The organism is Streptomyces sp. NPDC032721, assembly GCF_055579625.1.
This window is the reverse complement of sequence record NZ_JBVIMX010000008.1, coordinates 297,132-313,341: the sequence shown is the minus strand read 5'-3', so window position 1 is coordinate 313,341 and position 16,210 is coordinate 297,132. Positions and strand designations below refer to the sequence as shown.

Below are 16,210 nucleotides of genomic sequence, written 5' to 3'. Positions count from 1 at the left end.
GGGGGCGGGTGGTGGGGGGCTAACACGTTCCCCCCCTCCCTGGGGTGTCGGGGGGCGCGGGGAACTGCGCGGCCAGCCAAGAACTCACCTGCACATAACCACCGGCGGTGGCCGGGCCCGCCACCTGCCCACCCACCCACTCGCCCGTACGGGCCGGGGCCTGGGGCGGAGCCCCAGTTCGGGAAGGGGCGGGGAGGGGAATGGCCCCGCGCAGCGGACCCCCACCCCACCCCCCTCAGCTCCTCCCCCTCCTCAACGCCGCCACCCTCCGATAAATCTCCGCCGCCTCCCCACCCCTCCCCAACTGCTCCAGACACTGCGCCTCGTCGTTCCGTGAGGCCAGCGCGTCCGGGTGGTCGACGCCCAGGACACGTTCCCGTTCCTGGGCGACCTGCCGGTACACCGTCAGTGCGTCCGCCCAGCGGCCCAGCCAGCCCAGGCCCACCGCGACCTCCCGGCGGGAGACGAGGGTGTCCGGGTGGCCGGGGCCCAGCACCCGTTCCCGGATCGCGCACACGTCTCGCGCCTCCGCCAGGGCTTCCTCCCAGCGGGCCATCCGGCCGAGGTTGACGCCCAGTCCGTGCCGCGCGCGCAGTGTCTCGGCGTCTGCCGGGCCGACCGTCCGGGTGCGGTCGTCGACCAGGTCGCGGTACAGCTCCAGGGCCTCCGCGCTGCGGCCCAGGCGGCCGAGGCAGATGCCCACCTCGTAGCGGGCGGACAGGGTGTCGGGGTGGTCCACGCCCAGTGCCCTGGCCCGGGCGCGGGCGACCTCGCGGTAGGTCTGGAGTGCTTCCGTCCAGCGGCCCAACTGGCCCAGTGCGTAGGCGACTTCGTACTGGGTGACCAGGGTGTCGGGGTGTCCGGCGCCCAGTACCCTTGCGCGCGCCGCCGCGACGTCCCTGGCCATCCGGTAGGAGTCCTCCAGGCGGCCGAGCCTGCTCAGGTTGAAGGCGAGGTTGTGGCGGCAGCGGAGCGTGTCCACGTGTTCGGCGCCCATGGTCCGCTCCCGGGCGGCCAGTACCGCCGAGTACACCTGGTGCGCCTCGAAGTGGCGCCCGAGCTGGCCCAGTACGTACGCGGTCTCCTGCCGGGCCGCGAGGGTCTCCGGGTGTTCCGCGCCCATGGTGCGGGACCGGCCCTCCGCGACCCTCGTGAATTCGCGCAGGGCGTCGGCCGCCCGGCCCGTACGGCTGAGGGTGAAGCCGACCTCGTAGTGGCTGGCGAGGGTGTCGGGGTGGTCGGGGCCGAGCGCGTGCTCGCGTTCGGCGGCGACCGCGCGGTGCACCTCGCCGGCCTCCTCCCAGCGGCCCAGCCGGCCCAGGCTGAGGCCCGCGTTGTGGCGGCTGTCGAGGACGTCGAGGACCTCGGGGGCGGGCGTCGGCCGCTCCTTGTGCGCGGGGACCTGGGCGCCGCCGGCCCGCAGTCCGGAGCCGCTGGTCCATTCGCCGGTCAGCGCGGCGGCGGGGTCGCCGTGCGCCGGGGCGAGGGTCTCGGTGGTGCCCGCCTTGTGGCCGGTGGTCATGCCCCGGGTCCAGGACGGCAGCCGGGGCGCGCGGCTCGGCGGCTGCTCGGGGCGGCCGGTGGGCTGCCGCAGCCCGGGGGCCGCGGCGAGCACCGTCGCGGGGTGCCCCGGCGGGCCGGACAGGACGCGGCCTGCCGACGGGGTGAGGCGTCCGTCGGTGAGCCGGCGGCCCAGGTCCTTGGCGTCGGTGGGCCGCCCGTCGGGCGTCTTGGCGAGCAGGTCGAGCACTATCCGGTCGAAGAATTCCGGGAGTTCGGCCCGGTGGCTGCGCGGCGGCTGCGGTGCGGTGTCGCGGTGGCCGACGAGCACCGCCCAGGCGTCGTCCAGGTCGAACGGCGGCACGCCGGTGGCGATCTCGTACAGCACACAGCCCAGTGAGTAGAGGTCGCTGCGGTGGTCGACGTTGATGCCGCTGATCTGCTCGGGCGACATGTAGTGCGGGGTGCCCATGGCGATGCCCGTGCCGGTGAGGCGGGAGGTGAAGCCGATGTCGTGGCCGAGGCGGGCGATGCCGAAGTCGCAGATCTTCACGGTGCCGTCGGTGAGCCGCATGATGTTGGCGGGCTTCAGGTCGCGGTGGACGATGCCCTGTTCGTGGGTGTAGGCGAGCGCCCAGGCGACCTGTTCGGCGATGTCGACGACGTCGTGGACGGGCAGCGGGTGCTGTTTGTTGTCCTCCAGGAGCTGGCTGAGGTTACGGCCCTCCAGGAGCTCCATCACCAGGTAGAGCACGCCCTCGTACTCGCCGAAGTCGTGCACGACGGTGACGCCCCGGTGCTGGAGCGCCGCCGCCACCCGGGCCTCGCGGCGGAAGCGTTCGCGCAGCACCCCGGAGATCGACTGGTCGTGCTGGGTCCCCATCGGCTTGAGGCACTTCACGGCGACCCGTCTGCCGAGCGACTCGTCACGGGCACGCCACACCTCGCCCATGCCCCCGCGCCCGATCAGATCGAGCAGCCGGTACCGGCCTTGGATCAGCCTGGTGTCCGCCATCTCGTACTGTCGCCCCCGTCACTCCGCTGCGCCCTCCCCGGCCCGTCCAGTATGGCCGCCCCCCGGTCGAGTTTGTACGGTGCCGGACGGCTGCCGGGACCGAGCCGCGCAACTGCCTTCAAGATGTGACCTGGTGGCAGCTGCCAGCGGAGCCGGGAGGGAATGCAGCGCAGCAAGTGGCCCGTGGCGGACAGCCGCCGGTCCACGGCGCGCCGGCCTGGCGCGGGCCTGCCGTAGAGGTCGTGGGCGTAGGGCGGCAGCGACGCGTACGCGAGGTGCGCCATCCGCCGCCAGAGCAGTTCGCGCGCCGGTACGAGCGCCGCCGCCACCGGTGGCCTGCGCAGGAAGGCATCCACCGTACGGGCGTCGTCCCCGGCTTCGAGCACCGGCCGCACCGCCGCGAAGTAGTCCGCCAACTCCCCCGTACTGCTGGGTACTTCGGCGGGATCGAGGCCCACCATGCGCGCGCTCTCGCGGTTCTCCCGTACGTAACTGTCGGCCTGGGCGCCGGTCATCCGCAGCCCCGACCTGCGGGCGGTGCTCAGATACGAGTCGATTTCCGCGCAGTGCACCCAGAGCAGCAGCTCCGGATCGTCCACGCCCAGCTTGCGGTGGATCCCCCTCACCCGGGCCCCGGCCCGCTCGGCGGCCTCGGTGGTGCCGTAGGTGAGGGTGCCGACGAAGTTCGCCGTACGCATCAGCCGGCCCCAGGCGTCGTCCAGGAACGTGCTGTTGATCAGGACGCCGCGTACCGCACGGGGGTGCAGCGCCTGGAGGTAGAGGGCCCGCACCCCGGCGATCCACATCATCGGGTCGCCGTGCACCTGCCAGGTGACGGAGGCCGGTCCGAAGAGGCCGGGGTCGGCGGTCCCGGAGACGGGGCCGGGGACGGGGCTTGTCATGTTCGGCACGTTAGCGCCGGACCCGGGGCATCCCCAGTCCGATCCACGAAATGATCTCGCGCTGGATCTCGTTGTTGCCGCCGCCGAAGGTGAAGATGACGGCGGAGCGGTAGCCGCGCTCCAGTTCGCCGTGCAGCACGGCGCCCGCCGAGCCCTCCTTGAGCGGTCCTGCCGAGCCGACGACCTCCATCAGCCAGCCGTACGCGTCCCGGCGGGCCTCGGAGCCGTAGACCTTGACGGCGGAGGCGTCCTGGGGGGTGAGGGTGCCGTTCTGGACGGCGTTCACCATCTGCCAGTTGAGGAGTTTCATCGCGTCGAGCTTGGTGTGGGTACGGGCGAGCCGGCCGCGCACCCAGCCGAGGTCGATGACGCGGCGGCCGTCGGCCAGCTTGGTGTCCATGGCCCAGCGCTGGACGTCGTGCAGGGCGCGGACGGCCATGGTGCCGTGGGCGGCGAGGGTGACGCGTTCGTGGTTGAGCTGGTTGGTGATCAGCCGCCAGCCCTTGTTCTCCTCGCCGACGCGGTGGGCGACGGGGACGCGGACGTTCTCGTAGTAGCTGGCGGTGGTGTCGTGCGAGGCGAGGGTGTTGATGAGGGTGCAGGAGTAGCCGGGGTCGGTGGTGGGGACCAGGAGCATGGTGATGCCCTTGTGGGGCGGGGCGTCCGGGTCGGTGCGCACGGCGAGCCACACCCAGTCGGCGGTGTCGCCGTTGGTGGTCCAGATCTTCTGCCCGTTGACGACGTAGTGGTCGCCGTCGCGGACCGCCCTGGTCCTGAGGGCGGCGAGGTCGGTTCCCGCGTCGGGTTCGCTGTAGCCGATGGCGAAGTCGAGTTCGCCGGAGAGGATCTTCGGCAGGAAGTACGTCTTCTGCTCGTCGGTGCCGTACTGCATGATCGTCGGCCCGACGGTGTTGAGGGCCATCAGCGGCAGCGGCACGTTCGCCTGGGCGGCCTCGTCGAAGAAGACGTACTGCTCCATGGGGGTCAGCCCCCGGCCGCCGTACTCCTTCGGCCAGCCGACTCCCAGCCAGCCGTCGGCGCCCAGGCGGCGGATCGTCTCGCGGTAGAAGCGTTTCCGGGCGGCCGGTTCGGCGTACCTGGCGGAGGCGTCGGCGGGCACGAGGCCGGCGAAGTAGGCGCGCAGCTCGGTGCGCAACTGCTGCTGCTCGGGCGTGTATTCGAGGTGCACGGGCCCTCCAGGCATCTTGCGGCGTCTCGTGTGCGGCGGTTCGCTGCGGCGGCGCACACAGTAGAACGTGTTGCAGGAATGAGGAAGGGGTGCGGAGGTACGGGGAAGGGCCGGGCGATCGCGGTCCGGCTCGTCAGCGGTCCGGCTCGTCAGCCGTGCGGGGCCTCCTCGATGATGCGCAGTGCGCCCGCCAGGCCCTGCGGCCGGTGCACGCCCTCGCCGGGGGCGGTGCGGGCCCAGCCCGGCCCCGCGGCGAGCACCACGGGCCGGGTGCGGGCGCCCCGGATGCCCCGGGTGGTGGAGCGGACCCTGCCGAGGACCGAGCGGTCGGCCGTGGGACGGGTCTGGGACCAGAGCACGACGGCACGCGGGCCGGTGCGGCGGACCGCCTCGAAGAGTGCTTCCAGGGGTACGGCTGCGCCGAACATCCTTGTGGGCAGCCCCCGTTCGGCCAGGGCGGCGGCCAGGGCCTCCAGGGCGAGGGTGTGCAGTTCGCCCGGAAGGCAGGCCAGCAGTACGGGCTGCTCGTCGTCGACCTCCTTGGCGAGGGCGTGGCGCCGCAGGGCGGTGGAGACGTGCCAGGAGAGCAGGTGCTCGGCCTCGACGTACCGTTCGCCCGCCGGGTCGCCGGAGGAGGCCCAGGTGCGGCCGATGGCGCGCAGGGCGGGCGACATGGCCTCGTGCCAGCCGTCGACGAGGCCGTGCGTGTGGACGGTGTCGGCGAGCAGCTGGTCGAGGGTCGGGGAGTCGAGCCGTACGGCGGCATTGCGCAGGCCCCGTACGGTACGGGCCGGAACCCCGCCGTCCGCGGCGCGCGGAGCGGGCACCGCACGCCCCGCCAACAGGCTCTCCCCGGAGGCCACTTCGGAGGAGGTCCGTGCCAGTCTCGCCGCCTCCGCCGGAGGAACGCCGCGCGCGGTCAGTGCGCACATGCGCTCCAGGAGCGCCACGTCGGCGGCGCTCCAGCGGCGGTGTCTGCCGTCGCCCCGGACGGCGGGGCCGATGCCGTAGCGGCGGTCCCAGGAACGCAGGGTGGTCGGTGCGACGCCCAGCCGGCGGGCGACGGCGCCGGTGTTCATCCCGAGCCGCGCGGTGGTGTCCATGGCCCGGAGTTCCTCCGGAGTCCCGTTCATGGGCCGACGATACGACGCACGAACGACGCGGGTTGCCGGGTTTGCGCAACTCCCCCGAAAGTGGTCGGCGTAGGGAGAGCGGCAGGGATTGCGGGGCCGCGTTTCCTCCACCGTCGGCGTGTGGGGGTCACGCGGGCGCGGGAAGGGCACGGTCGATCGCGCCGACCCGCACCTCGCCGCAAGGGCGTCACGGACGGAAGATCGGCCGTCCGTGGCGCCGCATCGAACGGGCCGCCCGGCCCCTCGCCCCGGCTCCCCAGGCCGGGTGGCCACCCACCCGGTCACACGGAGGGACAGCCCAGACCCCGCTGCCCCCTCCCTCACAGGGGAGCCCTGGAGGGACCGACCCCCGGAGCACCACAACCGGCCCGTTCGACCGCACTCCCCCGGCGCGCCAGGCCCTCCCGCCCCACGCGCGCACGGAGGTCCGCTACACCTGGCCTCCGCACGCCGCTATCCGGACTCCCGCCCCCCGGGGACACTGCCCGCCCACGCACACCGGGGCCCGAGCCCGGAGCCGCGACCTCACGGGCCGAGGCCACACGCACGTAACAGCCGTGAAGCTACCGCCCCCAGGGGCACGTGAAGCGGAGCGGCCGACCGCGCTCAGCCACGAGTACCCGCCCGCCCCGTCCCCCGTGCGCCCCGCCCCGCCCGCGCACGCCTGGCCCCGGAGCCCGGGGCAGCGCCCCCCTGCACCACAGCCGCACACGGCACAGCCGGGGAGCGGCCGCGTGGGGCGGAGGCGCCGGAGGTCCGTATCGGCCGCCGGGGGCGGCACACCCTCGTGACGCCCCCGCTTCGTCCGAGTCGTCGCGTCCGTCTCACCCGTACGACCCCGTCCGCTCGCCGACCCGTCCCCCGAAAGCCAGCATGACGGTGGCCGCATCCGTCCGATTCCGGAGGACTCCATGACCACCGTCCGTGACCTGATGACCCCCGAGGTCCGTTGCATTCCCGCGTCCGAGACGCTCGACCGTGCCGCCCAGCTCATGCGTGAGCATCACATCGGTGCCCTGCCGGTGAAGAGCAGTGACGGTGAGCTGACCGGCATCATCACCGACCGCGACCTCGTCGTGAAGTGCGTCGCCGCAGGTCACGACCCGGCGAAGACGACCGCGGGGGAGCTGGCGGAGGGCGAGCCGCTGTCCGTCGACGTGGCCGCGGACTCCGAGGAGGCGGTACGCGTGATGAGTGACGCCCGCATCCGCCGCCTCCTGGTGCTGGAGAACGGCGTCCCGGTCGGCATGGTCACCGAGGCGGACCTGGCCCGCGCGCTCCCCGCCGACCAGCTGGTGACGTTCGTCAGCGCCGTGTACGCCGGGCGCTGACCGCCGCGTACGTACCCAGCACGCACGCACAGGTGCCCCGCCCGGTCGTCGATCCGGGCGGGGCACCTGTGCCTGTGTGTGCGTACGCGGCTCAGGGCAGTTCGGACTCGATCGCCGCGCGGCCCTCCTTCTCCAGCTTCTTGCGCGCCCACTCCAGGTTCTCCGGCGTCACGTCGCGGCCCGAGGCCAGTACCAGGTCCTCGGGGGTCGCGTCGTCGCTGCCGCCAGTGTGCAGTTCGCTGTCCGGGGTCACTTCGGACGGGTCCGGTCCCTGGTCGCTCATGCCGCCTCCTCGGTTCATCCGGGTATTTCCGGTTCGTTCGCATTCTTGTGCCCGGCCGCGCGGACCGCACCTCCGACCCTCTTCCCCACCTGCTTTCCGGCTCCGGGATGCGGGGGCCGCCCGGATGCGTCAGCGTGTGGTCATGAGTGACACCGACTCCTACGACGGCGCCTCCGACAACCCGCCGCCGGACGACAACGTCCTGGACGCCGAGGACACGCTGATCTCGGACGACCTCTCCTACGACCCGCTGGCCTCGGACCTCAATCCGCCGGACCACTGGTCGCCCGCCGAGTCCTACGGCAACACGGCGGAGGAGGCCCGGCGCGGCGAGTCCCTGGACCAGCTGCTCGCCGAGGAGGAACCGGACACCCCGCAGGTGCTGGGGGACGAGATCGGCGATGAGTACGCGGACGAGCTCGACCTCGACCCGTCCGACGACCTGTAGCCCACTGAACGCGCCCCGGGCCCGGCGCCCCGCACCCCGCCTCCGCGGCACCGTTCGCGAGTTCAGGTGAACGTGTCCGATCCCAGCTGAAATGTCCGTGTCCCGGCTGTACGGTGCCGGGCATGAACGGGGTACGGGACGCGCGATCCGTAGGTGAATCCGGAACATTCGGGACCGAGTTGAGGAGGCTGCGGGGCGAGCGCGGGATGTCACTCACCGCGCTGGCCCGGGAGATCCACTACAGCAAGGGCTATCTGAGCAAGATCGAGAACGGTGGCAAACCGCCCACCCCCGACGTGGCCCGCCGCTGCGACGAAGTGCTGGACGCCGGTGGCGCGCTCCGCCGGCTGGTGCCGGACGTACCCACCGCACGCCGCCCGTCGAACGACTCCACTGCCGCCCCCGTCCCGCTCCCCGGCGACGAAGCCGAGGCGGAGTGCCCGTACCGGGGCCTGGCCTCCTTCGGACCCGAGGACGCGCGCTGGTTCTTCGGCCGCGAGCGGGCCACCAAGGAACTGCTGCGCCGCGTCTCGGAGCGGGCGGGCACCGGTCCGCTCGTGGTGGTGGCTTCGTCGGGTGCGGGCAAGTCCTCCCTGCTCAGGGCGGGCCTGCTGCCCGCGCTCAGGGCAGGCGCGGCCACGACCCCCGATCCGGCGGCCCCGACCCCCGCCCCCTCGGCCACGCCCTGGGCACCGTACGACCGGCCCTTCACGCTGTGCACACCGACGGCCCACCCGCTGGACGAACTGCTGCACCGCCTCACCGAAACGCTCGGCACGGATACCGGCCTCACCCGGGAGTCCCTGCTCGCCGCCCCGGACGCACTGGCCCCGGCCGTACGGACCCTCCTCTCGGAATCCCCGGGAGGCGGCCGGGACCCCGCCTCGCACCGGCTGGTCCTCCTGGTCGACCAGTTCGAGGAGTGCTTCACCCTCTGCACCGACCCCGCCGTGCGGCGCGCCTTCGTCGACGCCCTGTGCGCGCTCGCCGCGCCCGGCGGGCCCGCCGTCGTGGTGCTCGGGCTGCGGGCCGACTTCACCGGGCGGTGTCTCGAACTGCCGCCGCTGGCCGAGGTGTTCACGCACGGGCTGTTCGCGCTCGGCCCGATGAGCGACTCCGAACTGCGCGAGGCGGTCGCCCGGCCCGCCGCCCGGGCGGGGCTCGCCCTGGAGCCAGGACTGACCGAACTCCTCCTCCGCGACCTGGGCTCCGCCACCCCCTCCACTGACGCCCCCGGCACTCTCCCCCTCCTCGCGCACGCGCTGCGCGTCACCTGGCAGCAGCGCACCGGCCCCACCCTCACCGTCGCCGGGTACGAGCGGACGGGCGGCATCCACGGCGCCGTCGCCCGCACCGCCGAGGACGCGTTCACCCAACTCCTGCCCGCCGAGCGCGACATGGCCCGCCGGATACTGGTGCGCCTGGTCCGCGTCGGTGACGACAGCACCGAGTCGCGCCGCCGCGCGGGCCGCGAGGAACTGCTCGGGCTGCTCGCCGACCGGGACGCGGCCACGGCGGCACTGGACGCGTTCGTCGGGGCCAGGCTGCTGACCGTCGACCGGGACGCGGTGGAGATCACCCACGAGGCGCTGCTGCGGGCCTGGCCCCGGCTGCGCGAGTGGATCGACGCGGACCGGGCCGGGCTGCTGCTGCGCCAGCGGCTCGCCGTGGCGGCCGCCGAGTGGGTGCGGGCGGACCGCGACCCGACCCTGCTGCACCGGGGGTCCCGGCTGCGCACGGTGGCCCGGTGGGCCGACCAGCGGGACGGACGTATCGAACTGAGCCCGTACGAGGCCGAGTTCATCGAGGCGGGACGCGCCGAGGAGCAGGCCAGGGCACGCACCGAACGCCGCCGGGTGCGCACCCGCCGCATCCTGCTCGCCACCCTCGCCGGACTGCTGGTGCTCGCCGTCGGCGCGGGCACCCTCGCCTTCCAGCAGCGCTCCCGGGCGTACCAGGAGCGGCGTACGGCGCAGTCCCAGGCGATGGCGGTACGGGCCGGGGCCCTCGCCGCCGGCCGGCCCGAGGCGTCGATGCGGCTCGCCCTGCGGGCGTACCGCACGGCGCCCACCGTCGAGGCGCGCGGCGCCCTGCTCAGCACCCAGGCCCAGTACTACGCGGGGCGGCTCACCGGGCACACCGGCCCCGTCAACGCGGTGGCGTTCAGCCCGGACGGCGCGGTCCTGGCGTCGGCGGGCAACGACGGCCAGGTGCGGATGTGGGGCGGCGCGGGGCACCGCCAGCTGCTCGCCTCGCTGCCGGGGCACGCCGGTCAGGTGATCGGGCTCGCGTTCAGTCCGGACGGGCGGCTGCTCGCCTCGGCGGGCGCGGACGGCACCGTACGGCTGTGGGACGTGCGGGCCCGGCACGCGGCGGGGGTGCTGCTGGGGCACGGCGGGGCGGTCAGGTCGGTGGCGTTCGCACCGGACGGCGCCGTCCTCGTGACCGGTGGCGCGGACCGCACGGTGCGGGTGTGGGACGTGGCGCGGCGGAAGCGGCTGACGACGCTGGAGGGGCATGCGGACGCGGTGATGGGGGTCGCGTACTCCCCCGACGGGCGGCGGGTCGTCTCGGGCGGCATGGACCGGACGGTACGGCTGTGGGACCTGTCCGGGCAGGAACCGGCGGTGGTGCTGCGCGGGCACGCCGACGGGGTGCTCGGGGTGGCGTGGTCGCCGGACGGGCGGCGGGTCGCGTCGGGCGGCGCGGACCGCATCGTACGGCTGTGGGACCCCCAAGGGGGCTCCGGTCAGCGGGAGTTGGCGTCGCTCGCCGGGCACAGCGACGATGTGAACGCGGTCCGCTACCTCCCCGGCGGCACCACCCTGGTCAGCACCGCCGGTGACGGCACCGCCCGGCTGTGGGACGTGGCGAGCGGGCGCACCACCACCGTCCTGGCCGGGCACACGGACTATGTCCTGGCGGTCGCCGTCGGCGGCGGACCGGACGGCGAGGTGCTCGCGACGGCGGGGTTCGACCGGACGGTGGTGCGCTGGGACCTGGGGCGTGCCGCGCTGACGGCGCGTCCGTTCGCGGAGTCCTGGCAGCCCGCGTTCTCGCCGGACGGGCGGTGGCTGGCGTCGGCGAGCGCGGACCGTACGGTACGGCTCTGGGACGCGCGGGCGCACCGGCCCGCCGGGGTGCTGGACGGGCACGGCGGCTCGGTGTTCGGGGTCGCCTGGTCGCCGGACGGGCGGCGGCTGGCCTCGGCGAGCGCGGACCGCACGGTACGGGTGTGGGACGCGCGGACGCACCGGCTGGTCAAGGAGCTGGTGGGGCACACCGGTTCGGTGCTGGGGCTGGCCTGGTCGCCGGACGGCAGGCTGATCGCGTCGGCCAGCACCGACCGTACGGTACGGATCTGGGACGCGCGCACCCTGCACCCGGTGACCACGCTCTCCGGCCACCAGGACTTCGCCAACGCGGTCGCCTTCAGCCCGGACGGGAGGACGGTCGCCTGCGGCGGCGACGATCTGACGGTACGGCTGTGGGGCGTGCCCGACTGGCAGCCCCGGGGCGTTCTGCACGGCCACTCGGGTTCGGTGCGCGCGGTGGCCTTCACCGAGGACGGCCGGACCCTGGCCAGCGGCGGCAACGACGGCACGGTCCGCCTCTGGGACACCACCGCGCTCACCGTGCGCGGCGTCCTCACGGGCCACAGCGGCGCGGTCCGCGCGGTCGCCTTCGCCCCGGGCGGCGGGCAGGTCCTGGCGAGCAGCGGCAGCGACGGCACCGTACGGCTGTGGGACGCGTCCCGCCAGCAGCCGACGGCCACCCTGTCCGGGCACGGCGGCGCGGTGTGGGGCATCGCCTACGACCGCCGCACGGGAACACTCGCCAGCAGCAGCAACGACGGCACGGTCCGCCTCTGGGACACCGACGTGACCCGCCGCGAGACGGCGGTGTGCGCGCTGGCCGGCTGCCCGGGAGGCGAGTGAGGGCCGGGGAGGGGCGCGGGGGCCGGGGCCGGTTTCCCCGGTTGTTTCCCGTTTCCTGGTGGGGCGGGCGACGGCTGGGGTCTCGACGGCCGTCCCTCCCCCGCCCCAGTCTCGAAAGGGCCGGGCACACCTCCGGCACACCAGGCCCAACCACCGTCCGCACGACCACCGCACCGAACGGGGACCGACCCATGCACCACCGCATCCGACTCCACCTCGGCAGCAGGACCGCAGCCCTCGCCACCGCCGGGATCCTGGCGCTGTCCGCGGGCCCACTGGTGCTCTCGCAGGCCCGCGCTGCCGCTCCGGGCGCCGAGGCCGCCGCTGCCTGCGAGGTGCTCGCTCCCGGCGCCTCGGCCGTCGCCGAGAAGGCGGTCCGTGAGGCCTGCACCCAGATCGGTGTCTGGTACTCGTGGGGCGCGGGCCACGGCCCGCAGCCCGGACCGACGTACGGCAAGCTCGACCCGGATGACCCGGACAGCAGCCAGGACCCGCAGCGCAAGGGCTTCGACTGTTCCGGCTTCGTACGGTGGGCGTACGCGCAGGCCACCGGGCAGGACATCCTCAACGGCAACGCGCACAGCCAGTACAACTCCGGCCGGGTCAGCCAGCGCTTCAGCGCCGCGCAGGGCCTGGCCCCGCTGGTCCCCGGCGACCTCGTCGTCTACGGCAGCGCGAAGAAGATCCACCACATCGCGATCTACCTGGGCGCCGGGAAGATGGTCGAGGCCAAGGAGTCCGGCACCAGGATCATGGTCAGCGACGTCCGGCTGGGCGGTGACTTCTTCGGCGCGGTACGCATCAGCGCCGAGCCCGGGCAGGGCGGGAACCACAGCACCTGGGGCACGGACGTCTGGACCCGTTCGGAGCCCTCGACGAACAGTGCCCGGGTGCACAAGTTCACCGGGCCGACGCAGGTGCGCATCGAGTGCCAGAAGCACGCCCAGCCGGTGACTGCGGAGGGCATCACCAACGACGCGTGGTCGTACCTCCCCGACCACAAGTCCTGGATCACCAACATCTACATCAAGGGCGCGGCCTGGCTGGAGGGGGTCCCGACCTGCAAGTGACCCGGTAGTGGCCCGGTAGTGACCCGACAGGTGCCCAGCGCCGCACGCCGGGCACCGCACCCCCGGGCACCGCACAGAGCCACTGTCCCGCCCCCATGCCGTGGGCCGCCCCTCTTGCCGGGGCGGCCCACGGTGCTCGTCATGGACGCCGGGTTCTGCCGGTTGGGTTACCCCGGTGGGGGGAATTCCGGGCCGTACGGCTAAGCCCGTTCCGCACCGGGGGACCTGTGCCCCATGTCCGCCGCGTCCCGCCCCCACCGCCGACGAACGGTGTTCCCGCGCACGCTGGGCGCCCTTCTGACCCTCGTCGTCGTGTTCGGCACGCTGGCGGGTGCGGGCGGTACGGCCGGTGCGGAGCCACGGCCCGGCAGTCTCTCCTCGGGCGCGTCCGGCGCTTCCGGCGAGGCCGAGGGCACTCCCGACTCCTCCGCCGACGCGGAGCTACGGCTCCATGCCGGCCAGGTACGCCGCACCCCGGCGTCCCCGCCGCCCGCCCGGAACCACCCTGCGGCCTTCGCCACGGCCCGCCCGGACTACACACCACCCGCCGCTCCCGTCCGCAGCGCACCGGCCCGGGGCCCCGCCCCGCACGTGGTGCGCTGCGCGGTACTGCGCTGCTGAGAGACCCGTACCGGCCCACCGGGGCGATCCCGCCCTGGCAAAGCACGGCCGGTTCCCAGCGCCCGTTCCCTGCCCGCACAGGTGCGCCGCAGGGTCTCTCCGTACCGCAAAGGACGTCACCACCATGCCCATCGACCCCTTTCTCGCCCTGAACGCGATGATCCGTGCCGAAGTCACCCGGAACGCGGAGCCGGGGGCGGAGCCCCCCGTCCGCCGTGAGCCGCGCGCCGCCGCACCGGCCGGCGAACGACGGGCCCAGGCCCCGGCCCCCGCTCCGGCCCGCGAGCGTGCCCTCGATCGCTCCGGCGACCGGGACAACGAGCGCGACCTGGGCTGATCGCACCGGCGGGCCGGGGCGTCGTACGACATCCCGGCCCGCAGCCCCCCGACCCGACCCGCGCTTCAGAGCTTGCGGTGCATGACGTGCAGCCCCACGTACCCCTGCTCCGGGTGGTGGAAGCCCTCCGGGACGGTGCCGATGACGGTGAAGCCGAGCCGCTCGTAGAGGCGTACCGCGTGGACGTTGGAAGCCGCGACCGCGTTGAACTGCATCGCGCGGAAGCCCTGTTCGCGCGCCCAGTCGACGGTGTACTCGACGAGGGCACGGCCCACGCCCCGGCCGCCGTGCGCGGGGGCGACCATGTAGCTGGCGCTGGCGACGTGCGCGCCGTTGCCGTTCTGGTTCTTGTTCATCTTGGCGGTGCCGAGGACGGTGCCGTCGTCGGCCACCGCGACGACGGTGCGGTTCGGGACCTCGTACATCCACCAGCCCCGGCCGGTCTCCTCGTCGAGGTCGAGGGGGAAGGTGAAGGTGTCGCCCGCCGCGGTGATCCGGTGGAAGAAGGGCCAAATGGCGGCCCAGTCGTCGGCGGTGGCTTCTCTGATCAACATCCGGACAGAGTGCGGCCACGCCCGGCCCCTCCACCACCCCTTTTTCTCGCGCTTCCGCTGCACCTCCCTTAATAAGTGGGACATTCACCATTCTCGTGAGACGCTAATGTCTCAAGTGAGTCTTACTAGTCTCGGAATGGGTTTCTCATGTCCTCCGCCGCCACCACCCGGCCCGACGCCGGGTCGGTTGCCCAGCCCCACGTGCACCAGCCTCTCGACCCCCGGCGCTGGATCGTTCTCGCGATCCTGTCCGGCAGCCTCCTGCTGATCGCGATGGACACCACGATCCTGAACGTGGCGTTCCCCTCGCTGGTCTCCGACCTGAAGCCGGGCTCCGTCGAGCAGCTCTGGATCATCGACGTCTATGCGCTCGCCCTGTCGGGACTGCTCGTCACGGCCGGTGCGCTGGGTGACAGGTTCGGCCGCAAGCGGATGCTGCTGACGGGTTTCGCGGTGTTCGCGCTGGCCTCGCTGCTCGCGGTGCTCGCCACCGAGGCGTGGCACGTGATCGCGGCCCGCGCGCTGCTCGGCATCGGTGGTGCGGCGATCATGCCGTCCACGCTGTCGATCCTGCGGCACGTCTTCACCGACGCCCGCGAGCGGGCCTTCGCGTACGCGGTGTGGGCCGCGGTGTTCGGTGGCGGTATGGCGCTCGGCCCGGTGATCGGCGGACTCCTCGTCGAGCACTTCGGCTGGCACTCGGCGTTCCTGCTGAACCTGCCGGTGGCCGCTCTGGTGATCGCGCTCGGCGCGTGGTTCCTGCCCGAGTCGTTCTCGCCGCGCAAGGGCCGCTGGGACTGGTGGGGCGTGGGTCAGTCGATCGTCGGCATGCTCGCCCTCGCGGGCGGTATCAAGCAGCTCGGCAAGAGCGGCTTGGCGGACCCGCTGCCGTGGGCGCTGCTCGCACTGGCCGCGGTGTCGCTGACCATCTTCGTACGCCGTCAGCTGCGGCTGGAGAGCCCGCTGCTCCAGGTCCGGCTGTTCGCCAACCGGTCCTTCTCCATCGCGGCCGTGTCGATCTTCCTCGGCATGGTGGGCATGGGTGCGGTGCTGTTCCTGGTCACCCAGTGGTTCCAGTACGGGCAGGGGTACAGCCCGCTGGAGGCGGGCGTCCGGCTGCTGCCGGCCTCGCTGGGTCTGATCGTCACCTCGATGGTGACGCCGTCACTGATGCAGCGCTTCCCGATCCGGCACGTCCTGGGGCTCGGCCTGGTGGTCATGACGGTGGGCCTCGCCCTGCCGTGGACCGTCCAGCGGTTCGCGGAGATCGGCTACCCGGCGGTCGCGGTGGCGCTGGCCATCCTCGGCATGGGTGTCGGTGTCGCGACCACGGTCGCCTCGGTGACGCTGATGGCGGCGACCCCGGCGCACGAGGTCGGCGGCGCGGCGGCGGTCGAGGAGACCTGCTACGAGCTGGGTGCGGCGCTGGGCGTCGCCATCCTGGGCAGCCTGGCGACCGCGCTGTACCGGTCGAACCTGCCGGCCCTCGACCTGGACGCGGCGGCCGCGGATTCGGTACGGAGCTCGGTGGGCGAGGGGGCGCACCTCGCGCAGGGCGTCGGCGGCGACGCGGGCCGTGCGCTGCTGGACACGGTCTCGGCCGCGTACACGACGGCCATCACCCCGGCCTTCCTGATCGGGGCGGTGCTGACGCTGGGCGCGGCGGCGGTGGCGTGGGCGTGGATCCCGCGCGACCTTCGGCCGACGGAGAACACGCACTGAAGCGGAACACGCACTGAGGCGGAACAGGCACCGAGGCGACGGACGGGGGGGGGGGGGGAAAGGGGGGTCTCCCCTTCCCCCCCCCCCCCCTTTCCCCTCCCCCCCCCCTCCACGCCCACAAACCAGGGAGGAAACACCCCAGACCTCGAGGGAGGGGGGGTCCGTTC

At 73.6% G+C, this 16,210-nt stretch carries 13 protein-coding genes; 7 read left to right on the top strand and 6 right to left on the bottom strand.

The annotated features are described in order from the left end of the window. Positions 1–235: 235 nt before the first annotated feature. The 4 genes from ACZ5PB_RS19215 to ACZ5PB_RS19200 form a co-directional block, all read right to left on the bottom strand. Positions 236–2,515, bottom strand: a complete 2,280-nt coding sequence (locus ACZ5PB_RS19215) for a serine/threonine-protein kinase (RefSeq protein WP_468692584.1) — start codon at positions 2,513–2,515, stop codon at positions 236–238. Further along, positions 2,497–3,417: an oxygenase MpaB family protein gene (locus tag ACZ5PB_RS19210; RefSeq protein WP_468692582.1), complete on the bottom strand. Its 921-nt coding sequence runs from the start codon at positions 3,415–3,417 to the stop codon at positions 2,497–2,499. The genes ACZ5PB_RS19215 and ACZ5PB_RS19210 overlap by 19 nt, the downstream gene beginning before the upstream one ends. Before the next feature lie 10 nt (positions 3,418–3,427). Then, on the bottom strand, positions 3,428–4,606 hold the full coding sequence (locus ACZ5PB_RS19205) for an acyl-CoA dehydrogenase family protein (protein ID WP_468692580.1): 1,179 nt from the start codon (positions 4,604–4,606) through the stop codon (positions 3,428–3,430). A 149-nt stretch (positions 4,607–4,755) separates the two neighbouring features. Beyond that, the gene (locus ACZ5PB_RS19200) at positions 4,756–5,739 is read right to left on the bottom strand and encodes a MerR family transcriptional regulator (protein WP_468692578.1); all 984 of its coding nucleotides are present in this window, start codon (positions 5,737–5,739) and stop codon (positions 4,756–4,758) included. A 911-nt stretch (positions 5,740–6,650) separates the two neighbouring features. Between ACZ5PB_RS19200 and ACZ5PB_RS19195 the strand changes: the two genes are divergently transcribed. Next, a complete protein-coding gene (locus ACZ5PB_RS19195; RefSeq protein WP_468692576.1) occupies positions 6,651–7,070 on the top strand; it encodes a CBS domain-containing protein in 420 nt (139 codons plus the stop codon). A gap of 91 nt (positions 7,071–7,161) precedes the next feature. Here the strand turns inward: ACZ5PB_RS19195 and ACZ5PB_RS19190 are convergent, their stop codons facing one another. Beyond that, on the bottom strand, positions 7,162–7,353 hold the full coding sequence (locus tag ACZ5PB_RS19190; protein ID WP_468692575.1) for a hypothetical protein: 192 nt from the start codon (positions 7,351–7,353) through the stop codon (positions 7,162–7,164). 142 nt (positions 7,354–7,495) lie between these two features. On the opposite strand from ACZ5PB_RS19190, the gene ACZ5PB_RS19185 reads away from it, so the two are divergent. The 5 genes from ACZ5PB_RS19185 to ACZ5PB_RS19165 all read left to right on the top strand — a co-directional run bounded on the left by ACZ5PB_RS19185 (position 7,496) and on the right by ACZ5PB_RS19165 (position 13,767). Next, positions 7,496–7,801, top strand: coding sequence for a hypothetical protein (locus ACZ5PB_RS19185; protein ID WP_468692573.1), 306 nt, complete (start codon positions 7,496–7,498; stop codon positions 7,799–7,801). A gap of 122 nt (positions 7,802–7,923) precedes the next feature. Further along, positions 7,924–11,739: an nSTAND1 domain-containing NTPase gene (locus ACZ5PB_RS19180; RefSeq protein WP_468692572.1), complete on the top strand. Its 3,816-nt coding sequence runs from the start codon at positions 7,924–7,926 to the stop codon at positions 11,737–11,739. Between the two features lie 191 nt (positions 11,740–11,930). Further along, a complete protein-coding gene (locus ACZ5PB_RS19175; RefSeq protein WP_468692570.1) occupies positions 11,931–12,809 on the top strand; it encodes a C40 family peptidase in 879 nt (292 codons plus the stop codon). A gap of 234 nt (positions 12,810–13,043) precedes the next feature. Beyond that, on the top strand, positions 13,044–13,430 hold the full coding sequence (locus ACZ5PB_RS19170; RefSeq protein ID WP_468692569.1) for a hypothetical protein: 387 nt from the start codon (positions 13,044–13,046) through the stop codon (positions 13,428–13,430). A gap of 124 nt (positions 13,431–13,554) precedes the next feature. Next, entirely contained in the window at positions 13,555–13,767 is a 213-nt protein-coding gene (locus ACZ5PB_RS19165; protein ID WP_468692567.1) for a hypothetical protein, read from the top strand. A gap of 65 nt (positions 13,768–13,832) precedes the next feature. Here the strand turns inward: ACZ5PB_RS19165 and ACZ5PB_RS19160 are convergent, their stop codons facing one another. Beyond that, a complete protein-coding gene (locus ACZ5PB_RS19160) occupies positions 13,833–14,321 on the bottom strand; it encodes a GNAT family N-acetyltransferase (RefSeq protein WP_468692565.1) in 489 nt (162 codons plus the stop codon). Between the two features lie 147 nt (positions 14,322–14,468). On the opposite strand from ACZ5PB_RS19160, the gene ACZ5PB_RS19155 reads away from it, so the two are divergent. Further along, a complete protein-coding gene (locus tag ACZ5PB_RS19155) occupies positions 14,469–16,043 on the top strand; it encodes an MFS transporter (RefSeq protein ID WP_468692563.1) in 1,575 nt (524 codons plus the stop codon). Positions 16,044–16,210: the final 167 nt, after the last annotated feature.